The 15,113-nt window shown below is 60.5% G+C and carries 13 protein-coding genes and 1 pseudogene; 11 read left to right on the top strand and 3 right to left on the bottom strand.

The window, feature by feature from the left end:
- Positions 1-30 precede the first annotated feature (30 nt).
- The 6 genes and pseudogenes from BKP54_RS00260 (at position 31) to BKP54_RS00235 (ending at position 6,813) form a co-directional block, all read left to right on the top strand.
- Positions 31-2,481, top strand: coding sequence for an FAD-dependent oxidoreductase (locus BKP54_RS00260; RefSeq protein ID WP_057220019.1), 2,451 nt, complete (start codon positions 31-33; stop codon positions 2,479-2,481).
- A gap of 278 nt (positions 2,482-2,759) precedes the next feature.
- On the top strand, positions 2,760-2,993 hold the full coding sequence (locus BKP54_RS00255) for an AbrB/MazE/SpoVT family DNA-binding domain-containing protein (protein WP_025430146.1): 234 nt from the start codon (positions 2,760-2,762) through the stop codon (positions 2,991-2,993).
- Positions 2,990-3,399 (top strand): annotated as a pseudogene (locus tag BKP54_RS00250) (type II toxin-antitoxin system VapC family toxin). Before BKP54_RS00255 ends, BKP54_RS00250 begins: the two are co-directional and overlap by 4 nt.
- A 764-nt stretch (positions 3,400-4,163) precedes the next feature.
- Entirely contained in the window at positions 4,164-5,003 is an 840-nt protein-coding gene (ppk2, locus tag BKP54_RS00245) for a polyphosphate kinase 2 (protein ID WP_041692912.1), read from the top strand.
- A gap of 99 nt (positions 5,004-5,102) precedes the next feature.
- Positions 5,103-5,573, top strand: a complete 471-nt coding sequence (locus BKP54_RS00240) for a hypothetical protein (RefSeq protein ID WP_025430143.1) — start codon at positions 5,103-5,105, stop codon at positions 5,571-5,573.
- Between the two features lie 73 nt (positions 5,574-5,646).
- Positions 5,647-6,813 carry an AI-2E family transporter gene (locus tag BKP54_RS00235; protein WP_025430142.1) on the top strand — a complete coding sequence of 389 codons (1,167 nt, stop codon included), beginning with the start codon at positions 5,647-5,649 and terminating at the stop codon, positions 6,811-6,813.
- A gap of 191 nt (positions 6,814-7,004) precedes the next feature.
- Here BKP54_RS00235 and BKP54_RS00230 read toward each other — a convergent pair whose 3' ends face one another.
- The 3 genes from BKP54_RS00230 to BKP54_RS00215 all read right to left on the bottom strand — a co-directional run bounded on the left by BKP54_RS00230 (position 7,005) and on the right by BKP54_RS00215 (position 9,302).
- A complete protein-coding gene (locus BKP54_RS00230; protein ID WP_025430141.1) occupies positions 7,005-7,238 on the bottom strand; it encodes a BrnA antitoxin family protein in 234 nt (77 codons plus the stop codon).
- 509 nt (positions 7,239-7,747) lie between these two features.
- The gene (locus tag BKP54_RS00220; protein ID WP_025430140.1) at positions 7,748-8,425 is read right to left on the bottom strand and encodes a phosphoribosylanthranilate isomerase; all 678 of its coding nucleotides are present in this window, start codon (positions 8,423-8,425) and stop codon (positions 7,748-7,750) included.
- Positions 8,426-8,444: 19 nt separating this feature from the next.
- Positions 8,445-9,302: a MurR/RpiR family transcriptional regulator gene (locus tag BKP54_RS00215; protein ID WP_081789031.1), complete on the bottom strand. Its 858-nt coding sequence runs from the start codon at positions 9,300-9,302 to the stop codon at positions 8,445-8,447.
- Positions 9,303-9,450: 148 nt separating this feature from the next.
- Between BKP54_RS00215 and BKP54_RS00210 the strand changes: the two genes are divergently transcribed.
- From BKP54_RS00210 to BKP54_RS00190, 5 genes are all read left to right on the top strand, one after another.
- Complete coding sequence (locus tag BKP54_RS00210) at positions 9,451-10,704, top strand: extracellular solute-binding protein (RefSeq protein WP_113567368.1); 1,254 nt, start codon at positions 9,451-9,453, stop codon at positions 10,702-10,704.
- A gap of 73 nt (positions 10,705-10,777) precedes the next feature.
- Entirely contained in the window at positions 10,778-11,680 is a 903-nt protein-coding gene (locus BKP54_RS00205) for a sugar ABC transporter permease (protein WP_025430138.1), read from the top strand.
- Between the two features lie 476 nt (positions 11,681-12,156).
- A complete protein-coding gene (locus BKP54_RS36295) occupies positions 12,157-12,519 on the top strand; it encodes an ABC transporter permease subunit (RefSeq protein WP_245317750.1) in 363 nt (120 codons plus the stop codon).
- Positions 12,520-12,566: 47 nt separating this feature from the next.
- Positions 12,567-13,769: an aminotransferase class I/II-fold pyridoxal phosphate-dependent enzyme gene (locus tag BKP54_RS00195; RefSeq protein ID WP_025430136.1), complete on the top strand. Its 1,203-nt coding sequence runs from the start codon at positions 12,567-12,569 to the stop codon at positions 13,767-13,769.
- A gap of 10 nt (positions 13,770-13,779) precedes the next feature.
- Complete coding sequence (locus BKP54_RS00190) at positions 13,780-14,766, top strand: carbohydrate kinase family protein (RefSeq protein WP_025430135.1); 987 nt, start codon at positions 13,780-13,782, stop codon at positions 14,764-14,766.
- The last annotated feature ends 347 nt before the right edge of the window (positions 14,767-15,113 follow it).

The raw sequence follows: 15,113 nt of genomic DNA, 5'->3' as shown, positions 1-15,113 counted from the left end.
TGGCCTTCCATGGCTTCGGGAGGCTGTTTCATGGCTCAGAATTTTCCAACGCAGGCACAGGTCGTCATCATCGGCGGCGGCATTATCGGCTGTTCGGTCGCCTATCACCTCACCAAGCTCGGCTGGACGGACGTCGTGCTTTTGGAGCAAGGGCAATTGAGCGGCGGCACCACCTGGCACGCAGCCGGCCTTGTCGGCCAGCTGCGCAGCCACGCCAACATGACCAGCCTCATCAAATATTCGACGCAGCTCTATAGCGAGTTGGAGGCTGAAACCGGGCTCGCCACGGGCTGGAAGAATTGCGGCTCCGTTTCCGTCGCGCGATCGGCCGACCGTATGACGGTGCTGAAGCGCACGGCCGCGTCCGCCCGCGCGCAGGGCGTTGCCATCGAGGTGATTTCGCCGAAAGAGGCCCAGGATCTCTGGCCGGTGATGGCCATCGACGACCTGGCCGGCGCCGTCTGGTTGCCCGGTGACGGCAAAGCCAATCCGACCGATCTGACGCAGTCGCTGGCAAAGGGCGCACGCAACCGTGGTGCGCGCATCATCGAGCGTGTGCGCGTCACCGGCATCGTCACCGCTGATGGTGCGGTTACCGGTGTGGAAACGGATCAGGGGACGATCGCCGCCGAGATCGTCGTCAATTGCGCCGGCCAGTGGGCACGCAAGGTCGGGCTGATGTGCGGGGTGTCGGTGCCGCTGCATTCGGCTGAACATATGTACATCGTGACCGGCAGGATCGAAGGCGTGCATCCGGACCTGCCGGTCATGCGCGATCCCGATGGTTACATCTACTTCAAGGAAGAGGTGGGTGGCCTGGTCATGGGTGGTTTCGAGCCGGAGGCAAAACCGTGGGGCATGGCCGGCATTCCGGGTGATTTCGAATTCGCCTTGCTTCCTGATGACTGGGACCAGTTTGAAATCCTGATGCAAAGCGCCCTGCAACGGGTGCCACAACTGGCGACATCAGAGGTGAAGAAGTTTTATAACGGCCCTGAAAGCTTCACGCCCGACAACAACTTCATGCTCGGCGAGGCGCCGGAACTGAAGAACTTCTACGTCGGCGCCGGCTTCAACTCGATGGGTATCGCCAGCGCCGGTGGCGCCGGGCGTGCGCTGGCGGAATGGATCGTCAACGGCGCGCCGACCATGGACCTCTGGCCGGTCGACATCCGTCGTTTTGCAAACTTCAACAACAATCCGCGCTGGCTGCATGACCGCGTCAAGGAGACGCTCGGGCTGCACTATGCCATGCCCTGGCCCAACCGCGAGCTGGACACGGCGCGGCCCTTCCGCCGCTCAGCCCTCTATGATCGGCTTGCGGCAAAGGGCGCCTGCTTCGGCTCGAAAATGGGCTGGGAGCGTGCCAACTGGTTTGCGGCCGAGGGCGAAAAGCCGGTGACGGACTATGCCTTCGGCCGGCAGAACTGGCACGAGGCGGTCAAGCGCGAGATGAAAGCAACGCGCGAGGTGGCCGGCATCTTCGACCAGACCTCCTTTGCCAAGCTTCTCGTCCAGGGGCGCGATGCCGCAGCAGCACTCAACCGCATCTGCGCAGCCGATATCGACGTTGCGATCGGTCGTTCCGTCTATACCGGGCTCCTCAATGTGCGCGGCGGCTATGAAAGCGACCTGACGGTGCTGCGGCTGGCTGCGGACCGCTTCCTTCTGATTACCGGTTCGGCGCAGCCGGTGCACGACGCCGACTGGATCCGCAAGAACCTGCCGGCCGAAGCGCATGTGACGCTGACTGACGTCACCTCTGCCTACGCGGTTCTGGCGCTCATGGGTCCGCGTGCGCGGGATATCCTGGCGCGGTTGACATCAGCCGATCTCTCCAATGCCGCTTTTCCCTTCGCGACGATCCGGGAGATCGATATCGGCTATGCCACGGCCTATGCCAACCGCATGACCTATGTCGGTGAACTCGGCTGGGAACTGATCGTGCCGACGGAGTTCGCCGTCGGTGTCTACGAGGCGTTGCACGAGGTCGGGCGCGATTTGGGGTTGAGCGATTGCGGCTACTATGCGCTCGAGGCGCTCCGGCTGGAAAAGGGCTATCGCGCCTGGAGCCGCGAGCTGACGCCTGATGTCAACCCTTACGAGGCGGGCCTTGCTTTCGCGCTCTCGCTCGACAAGCCGGACGGCTTTCTCGGCCGTGACGCGTTGATCGCCGCAAAGGAGAAGGGGGTGCCCACGCGGCGCATCGTGCAGTTCACCGTCGATGATCCGTCGCCGATGTTATGGGGCGGTGAGCTGGTTCTTCGCGATGGCAAGCCCGTCGGCGAAGTCCGCTCGGCCGCCTACGGCCACACGCTCGGCCGCTCCGTCGCCCTTGGCCTGATCGAACATTCCTCTGGCGTGAACAAGGAATTCCTGGGGGGCGGGAGATTCGAAGTCGAGCTTGCCGGTGATCGGTTCTCCGTGACCGCGCATCTTTCCCCGGCTTATGATCCGAAGGGTTTGCGTGTCAAGGTGTAGGGATGTGGCGTTCGCGGGTGGGCGGCTCCCGCTCACCCGCACGATTTTCGTGTGCTGCTGCGCACCGGAACGCGTCTCGACCTGAACGCGCATACACGCCACCGTCTCGGCGTCTGGATAACCCACGCGCCTCACCTAGCTGAGATCGTGTCCTATCGCGTCGGCCGACCTTTAGCCTGAGGGGCGTGTCGCAACCAGACGCTGTGCGGCCGCTCCTCTTGAAAGCCGGGCTGCGAAGTAATACCTTGATGAAACCATTCCTTACAACGGTACCGACAATGACCACGACAGTTACAGCCAAGGGGCAGGTTACGATCCCGAAGCCAGTGCGCGACCTCCTGGGTATCGTGCCTGGAAGCAAGGTTGATTTCCAGCGCGCCCCGGATGGAAGCATCGTGCTGGTACATGCGGCTAAAAAGCAGCAACCCAGCCGCTTTTCGAAGCTGCGAGGACACGCCGGCAAGGGGCTGGATACTGACGCTATCATGGCCCTGACGCGTGGCGAACCGTGATACTGGTAGACACGAATGTTCTTCTCGACGTTGTAACCGACGATCCGACATGGGTTGACTGGTCCATAACCCAGCTCGAAAACGCAAGCCTTCGCGGGAAACTGTGGATCAACGACATTGTCTATGCCGAACTGGCCGTCCGCTACGATCGGATCGAAGATGTCGAAACATTGGTTGACCAGGCAGGCTTGGAACTGACGGCAGTGCTCGCGAGGCTCTCTTTCTGGCAAGCAAGGTCTTTACGCGATATCGCAAGGCAGGCGGCACAAGGACCGGAGTGCTCCCCGATTTCTTCATTGGTGCGCATGCGGCCGTCAGCGGCTTGCCGTTACTGACGCGTGATGTCGGCCGCTATCGGACCTATTTCCCCACTTTGACGTTGATCGCGCCGCATATGCCGACCTAGCGACGCGGCGCGCTCGGCTTCAAAGTGGTTGGCGCCGGGCAGGCCGTTTCGATACCAAGGCTGACGCTCCTCCTTCGTCACGAATTCAACAGCGACATCCCGCTTGCTTCATCGAACAGGTGCAAGCTGTCCTCGTCGATTACGAAAGAGACAGGGCCTCCTGGCTTTGGACTTAAGCCGGCCTCAACAAGGGCGCCGAGCCTTCCGCATCAGCATGTCCGACACGGTAGTAACTTCCGGTCAAGGCGCCGCCAAAGTGTTCCAGCTTGGAGCGACGTGGATCGTTAATGATAGGCATTATGGTCCGGACAAAACATTCGCATATGCATAGATAATAATGTAGCCTGACGTTGTGCGGCACGAGCGCAAACACGCAGCGAGCATCGGGCGGTGTTGGCTCGTGCGCCCTCCTTAAGACTTTGGGGGGAAGAACATGGATTTTGGCATTGAAGGCGGCTCGGAGGCGGCTTGCGCGACAACGCCGACCGACGCTGAATTAGAAACACAGCTTACCCGTATCCAATCAAGCCCCGAATTCGATGCCCCGGACCGGGTGCGGAACCCTCAACTCGTGTCGTTGAGGAAACCCGCACAGGCAAGGGCGAGCGCAGCAAGTCTTATTCGGTCGCCAAGAAGGCTTTCGGGCAGGACGCGTTCCATTGACGCGCGAACTGATCCCTTCGTGTGCGCCTGTCCAGCCGGGCAAACGACGTGCTTTCGACAAGGCAATAAATCGAAGGGTGGAGAAACGTGAGGACAAAGAAATGGACGACATAACCGATAGGCCCATTGAGGCACAAAGTGAAAAAAAAACGAAGAAAGAGGCGCGTCGTTACGAAAAGCGCCTCGTAAAGTTGCAGGTCGAGTTGTCGTATCTGCAGGCCTGGGTGCAAAAGTCAGGAGCACGTATCGTCATCATCTTCGAGGGACGTGATGCCGCCGGAAAGGGGGGCGTCATCAAGCGCATAACCCAGTGGGTGAGCCCGCGGGTCTTCCGTGTGGTCGCCCTGCCTGCACCCACGGACCGGGAGAAGTCCCAGATGTACATGCAGCGCTACATTGCTCATCTGCCTGCCGCCGGGGAAGTCGTGATCTTTGACCGCAGCTGGTACAACAGGCCGGGGGTCGAGCGCGTCATGGGGTTCTGTACGGAAAAGAAGGCGCGACACTTTCTCGAGGCGCTGCCGCGGTTTGAAGCGGCGATCGTTGAGAATGGCGTCACTTTGCTGAAGTATTTCCTGACAGTGAGCGAGGATGAGCAAGAGCGTCGCTTCCGCCGCCGTATCGATGACCCGTTGAGGCAATGGAAACTGAGCCCAATGGATCTGGAATCCTATCGCCGCTGGTGGGATTATACGCGTGCCTATGACGAGATGATCCGGATGACGGATAGCCAACTCGCGCCTTGGTGGATTGTTCCCTCGGACAATAAAAAGCGCGCGCGCATCAACTGCATCTCGCACATCCTCAAATCGATACCCTACGAGCGCGTGAAGTTCGAAGAACCCGAGCTCGGTAAGCGTCAGAAGCGGCCGTCGGGCTTTATTGAAGACACGAGCCCGCGTAATGTGGTGCCGGATATCCAGGGATCCGCCGGTCACTAGAAATGCAGGCAACGACGGAGCGATGGTGCTGGGACGCCTGCATTCCCCGTTCGATGCCTGAACCACTCGATGAGCGAACAATTTGTTGGAGATAAAGCGATGAGTGCGGAAAAAGATACAGGACAGCCCGCCGCCATTCCGACCGCGGCCGATCTGCGCAAGAACTTGCTCGAAAAACAGCTCGCCGCAATGGAACGCGACGACAAGATCAGGGATCGGGAGCGTGAGGAACGCGCGAAGTTCGCCGATGAATTCTTCAAGGATCACGTCGGCGAAGCGGAGCGGGCAATCATCCGCAAGGTGGTCATGCGGGCTGTTGCAGATGGAAAGATGGAGGCGCTCGTCTACACGTTTCCCTCCGATTTCTGCACCGACAACGGCAGGGCAATCAACAATGCCGATCCGCAATGGCCCGAGACGCTGCAGGGCAAGGCCAAGGAACTGTACGATCGATTTAAAGCTGCCGCGCAACCTCAGGGCTACAAGCTGAAGGCAATGGTGGTCACGTTCCCTGGGGGGATACCCGGGGATATCGGCTTCTTCCTGAACTGGGAAGCGCCAATAGCTTAGCTCGAAATGGTGGCAGGGCAGGATCTAACTGCCTTGCCATATGTTCGTCTTGCGAGGGGGCGGGGGCGCTGTCATGGATGACGATCGACTTGGTAAAAGCAATAGTTTAGCGCCTGCTCCGGTGGCGACGGCCTCAATCGAAACACGGATCACGGACCTCGTCCGGTTCGGTATCGTTGGGCTGTTTGCCTATTGGTCGCTGACGCTAGTGGTACCCTTTGCCATTATCGGCATATGGGCCGCTATCCTGGCGGTCGCGCAGTATCCGCTTTATCGCAGGCTTGAAAAAATGCTTGGTGGTCGCGGAAAGCTCGCGGCCGTGCTCATTACGCTGGTGAACCTTTCCCTCATTATCGGCCCATTGTCGGCTCTCATCTTCGGTTCGCTCGACGGCGCGCAAGTGGTGTACGAAAAGCTCAAGGGTAGCGAGGCAATCATGCCGGCGCCGCCAGAGGCCGTTCGGAACTGGCCCATCATCGGAGAGCGGATCTACAATGCCTGGAGTCTTGCTTCAAACAATCTGGCGGCCGCCCTTAACCGGTTCCAACCGGCACTGCTGCAAGCCGGCAGCAAGGCCATCGGCGTTCTTGCCAGCATCGGGTTGGGATTTGTAGGTTTCATTGCGTCGGTGATTGTCACCGGCTTTCTGTTTCGCCCTGGCTTGAAGATCTCCGAGTTCTTGAATGTGTTTGCGCACAGGATCGCCGGAGAGCGAGGGCAAGGGTTCGTACGTCTTGCAACCGCCACGATCCGAAACGTCGCAAGAGGCGTCATCGGCGTGGCCTTCATTCAGACGATATTGTGCGCGTTGGTTCTGAAGCTCTTCGCGGTGCCCGCAGCCGGGTTGATCGCGTTTGTCGTGATGATCCTGTGTATCGTGCAAATCGGGCCGTTTCCTGTTTTCCTGCCCCTGATCGTGTGGGGATGGATGACAATGGAGTTCCAGTCAGCCTTGCTCATGACGCTTCTCCTCGTTCCGATCGCGTTGATCGACAACATTATGAAGCCCATTCTGGTCGCTCGTGGCCTTTCCACACCAATGCTCGTCATCCTGGTCGGGGTACTCGGCGGCACGCTTGCCTATGGATTGATCGGCCTGTTTCTGGGCCCGATTGTGCTCAGCGTCTTTTATGACCTTCTTGCCGTCTGGATCCGTTCAGACAGGATAGCTGCGCAGCCAGATCAGCGCCCGGCCCGGCAAAGCGGCGGAGTCGTTTCTGACACCGGTATTCAAGGCTAGCCTATGATGCCGTTGGCGCCGTCGCGCTCCCCTCGCTATTTGGGCGTCCGGCTACCCGAAGCGCCTTCGCGGACGGGCGATGCCTTCCCAAAGGCGCCGGGGGGCAGCAATAGCGCGCAGCGATGAGTGAGAGATCTGCGGTTCGATGACGCTCAAGGCGCGCTAAATTACGCCGCGTTCAGCGCCGACGATCAAACTGACGGTTTCATGGCGGCGCGCAAGGTATCGTTGATACGATCCTGCCAGCCGGGCCCGTCCGCCTGGAAATGGGCGAGCACATCGCTGTCGATCTTCAGCGATACGAGTTCCTTGGTGTTCGGGATCGCAGGTCTTTCGACCGCGGGAGCTGCCACCTTCTTCGCCGGCCTGAACAGCGCCTCGGCGGCATCTTTTGGATTGGATGGTCTTCGTGGTGTCGTCGCCATGGTCGCTTCCTTTCGTGGCCGATGGGGTCCTGTCGTCCCGCTCGTTCAACTAAGCGATACATTGCTTCAGTAACAGGCGGCAGACCGGCACGCCACTGAAACAGACCCATATGCGCGCGACCCGCCGTATTCTGTCCGTTTCGATGGTCTTGCTGCAGCGGCGTGCCAAGCGTTCGAAATTGCAGCGGCCGGCCAGGGCGTTCCCCCACAAGGTTCGTCAATACAATCGGGTGCCGGTCACCCTATTGCGCGGTGACAGCGGCGGATCGGCGGGCGCTGGTGGACCTGCAAGACGACCACGCCGGCGAAAGCTACAGCGCCGCCCGTCTTATTAGACGCGCAAAGGTCGCTGTAGCACTTTGAATTGCTGCATGTTTTTATCCTTAAATCAAAGACGATTTAAGGAAACATGCAGTAGGACAAGTCTCGTCTCTCCCGAACTGCCTGGCGGCCGAGGTGCTCGGGTTCGTCAGGCCATCCCGGAGGAACGAGATGAAAGCACGTCAATTTCAGGCGTGCTTCGCGGCAGCCACGAAGGTCGCAATCTTGTCGATGTCCTTGCGAAAGCCACCTTCGGGAAGAGCGCGATTCGTATGGGTGAGTGAGTCCACCGCCCAGGGCCGGACAGCCTCGATCGCAGCTGCGACGTTCTCCGGCTTGAGGCCGCCCGCCAGGATCACCGGCCGTTTGCTGCGTTTTACGATCTCGCGGCTGAGCGACCAGTCATGGGTGACGCCGGCAGCGCCAATGCCGCCGATATGGGCAGCGACGGAATCCAGGATGAAGATGTCCGCAAACGGCTCGAAGCGAGCTGCGTGATCGAGCGCCTCCGGCCCGGTCATCGGTATGGCCTGGAGGATCTTCAGGTCGCGGTATTTTGCCAGCAGCTTCGTGCGCAACGTCTTGACGTGCTCAGGGGTCACGAGCTCGATGTCGCCACACAGATGCAGCACATCAGGCTGCACCGCGTCCACCATCTCGGCGATCGCCTCGAGATCACTCTCCACCGACAGCGCCACCCGTTGTGCCTTGCCCTTAAGGGCATCGGCGATCTCGCGCGCAGTGGCGAAGCTGATCTCGCCGGGCAGGCCACGGTTCGAAGGTGTGAGGCCGAGATAGTCGACGCCGACTTTCGCCGCAGCCAGGGCCTCGGCAACTGTCTGCATGGTATAGATTTGTGTTTTCAATGCCCTGCTCGTGTTTTGGCTAGATTGATTTCGGGAGGATCGCCTTGACCATGCGCTCCTCGGTGAGTTGAACCCGCTCGGCATTGCGTGCGGCAAAAACGGAATAGAGCGCATCGACCAATGTCATCTGCGCGATCTGCGCTGCCATCGGCTCGCTGCCCTGCTCATGCGAGACGCTGACGAGCACGACATCGGCGAGGCGCGCCAGCGGTGAGCTGCTGTTGCCGGTGATACAGAGCGTTGAGGCGCCGCGCGCCTTGGCTTCCTGCAGCACGAGAACCGGATCGCTGGTAATGCCGGAATAGGAAATGGCGACGACGAGATCGCCCGGTCCGGTCAGCGCCGCATGCATGATCTGCAGTTGGGAATCGACTGGCGCATCGCATCGCAGTCCCAGCCGGATACAGCGTTGATAAAATGCCTGCGCGACGATGCCGGACCCGCCCACGCCGCCGACCAAAATGTGCTTGGCACCGGCCATCAGATCGATCGCCTCGGCAAGGGTCTTTTCATCGAGAACACCGAGCGTATCGGTCAGGGCCTGGCCGATTGCGCGAAACAATCGGCTTGCGGCCTGCAGGTCGCTTGTCTGTGGCTCGGACGACATCTCGGCTTGAACGATGCGCGGCTCTTGAGCCATCGCCAGCTTGAGATCGGTGAACCCTTCAAAGCCCGCGGTGCGGCACATGCGCAGCACGGTCGTATCACTGACATCCGTCGCCTGCGCGATTGCCGACATCGACTGGCGGATTGCGCTGTCGCTGTTGTCGAGCATCCAAAGCGCCACGCGCCGTTCGGAATCTGACAATTTCGGCAACACACTTCGCAGCCGGATGCTGGCCGGAATGCTGCTGTTGCCTCGCAAATCATTGACCATTGACGGGGCCTTTTTTCGGGTTGGCGGTGCGCCTTGGCGAAGAGGCTAGCATAGTCATGTTGTGGTGTCACTATAGACACGACTTATATGATGTGGCATCACTACATCAACGCGAGAAGATGCGCTGCTGGACTTCTGGGAGGATGTCATGGGACTGAAGCGTTTGTTGATTGCTGGTGCGGCCATGGTGCTGACCGCCCTTCCGGCCGCAGCCGGTGAGCTGTCCTTCTGGCACGCCTATGCGGGCCAACAGGACAAGGTCGACTTCATCAATTTCGCCCTGGACGAATTCGCCAAGGCGCATCCCGACATCAAGCTGGATGTCGTTGCGGCCGAACAGTCGGCCTATAAGACCAAGCTCAACACGGCCATGGCGTCGGGCAACCCGCCTGACGTATTCTACACGCTGCCCGGCGGCTTTCTGAATGCCTTCGTCAATGGCGGGCAGATGTATGCGCTCGACGCAGACCTTGCCAAGGACGGCTGGGGCGACAGTTTCCTCGAAAGCGCCCTCGCGCAGACAAGCAAGGATGGTCACGCCTACGCCGTTCCCGTCGATGTCGACTCCGTCGTCTTCTGGTACGACAAGGCGCTTTTTGCGGAAAAAGGCTGGACGGTGCCGTCGAGCTACGATGAGCTTCTGGCATTGGCCGAGACGATCAAGGGCGCGGGCATTGTCCCGTTTGCGCTTGGCAACAAGGATGCCTGGCCGGCGACGTTCTGGTTCCAGTATCTCGAGATGCGCCTCAAGGGATCCGGCGTCGTTTCCGCCTTCGTCAACAAGGATGCCAAGGCCGCGCTCGGCGACGAAGCGACCAAGGCGCTGGAACATGTCGCCGCGCTTTCGAGCAAAGGCTATTTCCCGATCGGCTTCAACGGCATGGGCGACCAGGAAGCCAACATGCTCTTTCTCAACGGCCAGGCAGCCATGATGCTGAACGGGACCTGGCAGATCGGCGCGTCCGCCGATGCGCCCGAAGGCTTCGAACTCGGCTATTTCGCATTCCCGACAGTCAAGGACGGGGCTGGTGACCAGTCCGACGTCCTGGCCGGCGTCGCCGCCACCTTCGGCATTTCGCAGAAGGCGGAAAACAAGGCCGATGCCGTGACCTTGCTCAAGTTCCTGACGTCGAGCCAGGTCATGACGAAGTATGTCGAGCTTCGAAAGACGATGGTGACGGTGAAGGACGCAACGACCGAGGCAGCCGCAGGGCCTGTCCTGTTCGATATCAGCGGCAAGCTGATGGCGAAGGCAGGCCACCTCGATCCCTTCTATGACACCGCCATGCCGCCGGCTGCGACCAACATCTACTACACGTCGCTCCAGGGTGTGCTTGACGGCTCGGTGCCGCCGGCCGATGCGGCCAAGCGCCTCGAGGATGCGCTGCGGACCGACAAGTAGTTGGCGCCAGCAACATGACCAGCTTGCGCGGCAAGCCGCTCGCCGCGCGAGCCCTCCATGGAGCCCAAGAACGATGAGTACCAACAAGGGCTTTGCCAACAGCCACAACAGAGCGGCGCTCCTGTTTCTGTCGCCTGCATTCCTGCTCATTGCAGCCTTCGTCGCCTATCCCGTCGTCTATGCCGGTTGGCTCTCGCTCTTCAGTTGGGACGGAGCGTCTGCGCCGGTATTTCAGGGAGCGGGTAATTTCGTCCGTCTTGCCGGCGACCCGATCTTCTGGCGGGCGCTTGGCCGCAACCTTCTCGTCGCGCTTTCGGCCATGGTCTTTCAGGTGTTTCTTGCGCTCTGCATCGCCTATTGCCTGGTGCGCATCGTGCCTGCGTTCAGCCGAATATTCCTGTTCTTTTATCTCGTGCCGGTGATGGTCAGCGAGATCTGCATCGGGCTGCTCTGGCGCTTCATGTACAATCCCTATTTCGGTCTGGTGAACGCGGCATTCGGTGCGCTTGGGCTGGATGGCCTGAAGCGCGGTTGGCTCGGCGAATCCGGCACGGCTTTCTCAGCCGTAGTGGTGGTGATGAGCTTCACCTATCTCGGCCTTTATGTCCTGCTATTCGTGGCGGCGGTCAGGAGTGTGCCCGAAAGCGTCTACGAGGCCGCCGAGATCGATGGGGCCGGCCATTTCACCAAGTTCTTCTCGATCACCATCCCCATGGTCGGCGACGCGGTTCGCGCCAATTCCCTGCTGGCGATCATCGGTTCGCTCAAGACCTTCTCGCTCGTCTTTGTGCTCACCAATGGCGGCCCGAACCACGCAAGCGAGGTGGTCTCCACCTACCTCTACAAGATGGGCTTCGGCAGTTTCGAGATGGGCTATGCGGCAACCATCGGCTTCACGCAGATGCTGCTGACGGCGGTCGGCGCGTGGCTCGTCTTCCGGTATCTGAAAAGAGCCGGCGTCGGCGGGAGAACTTGAGCCATGGCTGCCGTTCGCCGCTGGACAGTCACCAATACGGTGGTCCTCGTTCTCCTGACGCTGCATGTGCTGCTGGTTGTCTTCCCGTTCATCTGGATGATCTACAGCACCTTCAAGACCAACAAGGAGTTCATGCGCTCGGTCTGGTCTTTGCCCACGAGCTTCTCGCTTGACGCCTATGTCGGCGCCTGGAGCGGCGGCGCGCTTGGCGGCTACGCTGTCAACTCGCTGCTGATCATGGCCGGCGCGACGGTTCTCACCGTGGCGGTGTCAACCCTCGCCGGTTACGCGCTGGCAGTCTATCGGCCACGCTGGATGCCTGCCGTCGAACTCAGCCTGACGGCGGCCATGGCGATCCCCGCCTATGTCGCGCTCGTGCCCTTGGTGGTGATGCTTCGTGGCGCCGGACTGCTCGATACGCATATGGGTGTCGTGCTGCCGACTGCGCCTTCAACGTACCGGTCACGATCTTCATCATGCAGGCCTTTTTCAACACGCTGCCGCGCGAACTCTTCGATGCGGCGCGCATGGATGGTGCTTCCGAGTGGTCCATCTTCGCCCGCGTCGCGCTGCCGATCGCGCGCCCGGCGATGTTCACCGCGGCGATCGTCAACATGATCTGGGTCTGGAACGATTTCCTGTTTCCGGTCGTCTTCATCAACAATCCGGCGCGCAAGACGTTGCCCGTGGGCCTCACGGATTTCGTCGGCGAGCACATCACCAATTATCCGGTGATGCTGGCGGCCATCCTGATCGCCGCCATCGCGCCGCTGGTTCTCTTCATCTTTTTCGAACGCCAGATCACCGCCGCTTTGCTCGGCGGTGCCGTCAAGGAATAGCCGTTAATGACCCGGCTCAAGTCCGGGTCCAATGCAGGAGAAGTTTCATGTCGCCTAAAGAGCTCGATTTTGCCAGCCGGGCAGTCTTCTACACGCCCGAAGAGCATTCCCAGTCGATCAGCTATCCGATCTACATGTCGGCGAATTTCCAGTATGGCGGCGACATCTACGACCAGATCGTCGCCGGTGCGCGCAAGGAAGTGAACATCTATTCGCGCTGCGGCAACCCGACCGAATACAAGTTCGAGGAACATATCGCCCAGCTAACAGGCGGCACGGCATGCCTGGCGACCGCTTCCGGAATGGCCGCGATCTCGCATGCGCTGTTCGGCATCCTGAAAGCGGGCGACCACATCGTTGCCGATCTCACCACCTATTCGAGCACGCACGAATTCTTCGATCACCGCGCTGGCGATTTCGGGCTGAAAGTGAGCCTTGTCGATTGCACCGATGTCCGAGCGGTCGAAAACGCGTTTACCGATGAGACCAAAGTTCTCTATGTCGAGGCGATCGCCAATCCAACCATGAAGGTGCCGCCGCTCAAAGCGCTGGTGGAGCTCGCCCATTCGCGCGGCATCGTGGTCATTTGCGACAACACCTTCGCGTCTCCGGCCGTTTGCCGGCCTCACGAATTCGGCGTCGACGTCGTGGTCGAAAGCGCCACCAAATTCATCGGCGGCCACAACGACGCGGTCGGCGGGGTGATCACGCTGAAGTCCGACATCCTGCCTGCGGATTGGCTGGAGGACGTCCGCTGGAATACGCTCAACAAGCTCGGCGCGCCGCTGTCGCCGTTCAACGCCTGGCTGTTGTTGCGCGGTGCGCAGACGCTTGCACTCCGCCTGGAAAAGCAGTGCGCCAATGCGCTTGCCCTTGCAAAACATCTTGAAGCGCATCCCAAGGTCAAACGTGTCTTCTATCCGGGGCTGCCCTCGCATCCGAACCATGCCTCGGCGAGCGAGCAGTTGCGCGGCGGTGGCGCCATGCTCTCCTTCTGCGTCGAAGACGAGGCTTCGGGCGTACGGCTCTTGAAGCGGCTGAAGCTCGGTTCGTTCGCGGCAAGCCTCGGCGGACTGCGCACCACGACGCAGATGCCGGCGACCATGGCCTTTCTCGATATTCCCAGCCAGGAGCGGGAGGCGATGGGCGTTGTCGATGGCCTGGTGCGCTTCTCGGTCGGTATCGAGCATGTTGACGACATCATCGCCGACGTAGATCAGGCGATAGAACAAATGCATCTCGATCTCTAGGGTTTGCGCAATGGCAGCGATCGTCCTCCTTGGCGATATCAATATCGACCTCGTGCTTGATATCCCCGAGTATCCGCTCGAGGGAGGAGAGGCGATCGCAACGGCCCAGCGGCACATGCTGGGCGGCTCAGCCACGAATACCGCTATCGCGCTGTCACGCGCCGGCCACGACTGCCGGCTGATCGGGCGCGTGGGGCAAGATGCCTTGGGAGAGCAGGCGCTGTCGTGGCTCGAGGACATCGGTGTTTCGACGGCGTGGATCGGCCGGGACCCGTCTGAGCCCACGCAAACGAACATCGTGACCGTCGGCAAGAGCGGTGAGCGAACGATGTTTGCCTATCGTGGGGCCAACGCACACCTGTCCCCGGCATCGATCGTCGACGCACCGTTCGAGGATGCGGCGCTGTTCCATCTCTCCGGCTACGCCTTGTTGCAAAGTCCACAATCCGACGCAGCATATAGAGCGATCGAGCTTGCGCAGCGGCACGGGATCCCCGTGACACTGGATATTCCTGCTGGTGTTGCGTTGTCGGTCGCGCCGCATGTGCGCAATCTGCTGCCGAAGCTCGATACCATCATGCTCGGCAGGGCCGATCTTGCACCGCTTGCGGGAGAAGGCTCCGAAATTCCTGTTGAAGAGGCGATCAAGTCCCTGTTGCGTCAGGGCGTGCGAAGGATCGCGCTCAAGCATGATGTCACGGGTTCGTCTCTCTACCAAAACTCCGGGGCTGAAAGCGCGCCGTGGTTTTCCGTCGCTACGGTCGACACGACAGGGGCGGGTGATGCCTTCGCGGCAGGACATATAATCGGGCGCGTGTCGGGATTGCCTGGATCCGAATGCTGCCGGCTTGCAAATGCGTTCGGGGCCGTTGCAGTGACCCGGCAGGGAGCGGGATTGTCGATGCCCACGCTGACAGAAGTCACGAAGCTGATTTCCGTCAGTAACGGCAACAGACCTGGCATAGCGGGCTCCGACGAACAATTGGGACGACGGTAACTCTCGGCCCAAGTCCTGCAGGATTCACACCGAAACGGGCTGGCAGGCGTATGTCTCTGTTCGCTCGACGAGGCGCCCTTGCCCGTCACCTTTTTCTCGCTGCTTCGGCCAATGACGCCGCTGGAGCAATGTCGCCGGCAACGCGCTCAAATCGGAGCCGCAGGCAATCTGTGCTTCGGCTGAAATCACTCCCTGCGTTCCTCTACACAGCATCCGGATCCGGCGCGGCATAGTCGTGCTGAGCCCTTGGAAACATGGGCTTTCAAAGCTGAAGATCATGTGCAGCGGCATCGAACAGCCGCCCAGCCTAGCCAAAGGGAGTGTTGACCCATTGCGCCTGGCCCCGC

Origin of the sequence: Ensifer sp. 1H6 (assembly GCF_001976035.1) — a bacterium.
GTDB classification, from domain to species: domain Bacteria; phylum Pseudomonadota; class Alphaproteobacteria; order Rhizobiales; family Rhizobiaceae; genus Ensifer; species Ensifer canadensis.
The sequence above is the reverse complement of the archived record's forward strand: the minus strand, read 5'-3'. Positions and strand labels throughout refer to the sequence as shown.

What these genes read in the sequence shown, in the direction of transcription:
- BKP54_RS00235 (WP_025430142.1), top strand. Translation starts at nt 5,647, where the DNA reads ATGGATGACGATCGACTTGGTAAAAGCAATAGTTTAGCGCCTGCTCCG.
- BKP54_RS00260 (WP_057220019.1), top strand. Translation starts at nt 31, where the DNA reads ATGGCTCAGAATTTTCCAACGCAGGCACAGGTCGTCATCATCGGCGGC.
- BKP54_RS00210 (WP_113567368.1), top strand. Translation starts at nt 9,451, where the DNA reads ATGGGACTGAAGCGTTTGTTGATTGCTGGTGCGGCCATGGTGCTGACC.
- ppk2 (WP_041692912.1), top strand. Translation starts at nt 4,164, where the DNA reads ATGGACGACATAACCGATAGGCCCATTGAGGCACAAAGTGAAAAAAAA.
- BKP54_RS00240 (WP_025430143.1), top strand. Translation starts at nt 5,103, where the DNA reads ATGAGTGCGGAAAAAGATACAGGACAGCCCGCCGCCATTCCGACCGCG.
- BKP54_RS00255 (WP_025430146.1), top strand. Translation starts at nt 2,760, where the DNA reads ATGACCACGACAGTTACAGCCAAGGGGCAGGTTACGATCCCGAAGCCA.
- BKP54_RS00205 (WP_025430138.1), top strand. Translation starts at nt 10,778, where the DNA reads ATGAGTACCAACAAGGGCTTTGCCAACAGCCACAACAGAGCGGCGCTC.
- BKP54_RS00230 (WP_025430141.1), bottom strand. Translation starts at nt 7,238, where the DNA reads ATGGCGACGACACCACGAAGACCATCCAATCCAAAAGATGCCGCCGAG.
- BKP54_RS36295 (WP_245317750.1), top strand. Translation starts at nt 12,157, where the DNA reads ATGCAGGCCTTTTTCAACACGCTGCCGCGCGAACTCTTCGATGCGGCG.
- BKP54_RS00195 (WP_025430136.1), top strand. Translation starts at nt 12,567, where the DNA reads ATGTCGCCTAAAGAGCTCGATTTTGCCAGCCGGGCAGTCTTCTACACG.
- BKP54_RS00215 (WP_081789031.1), bottom strand. Translation starts at nt 9,302, where the DNA reads ATGGTCAATGATTTGCGAGGCAACAGCAGCATTCCGGCCAGCATCCGG.
- BKP54_RS00190 (WP_025430135.1), top strand. Translation starts at nt 13,780, where the DNA reads ATGGCAGCGATCGTCCTCCTTGGCGATATCAATATCGACCTCGTGCTT.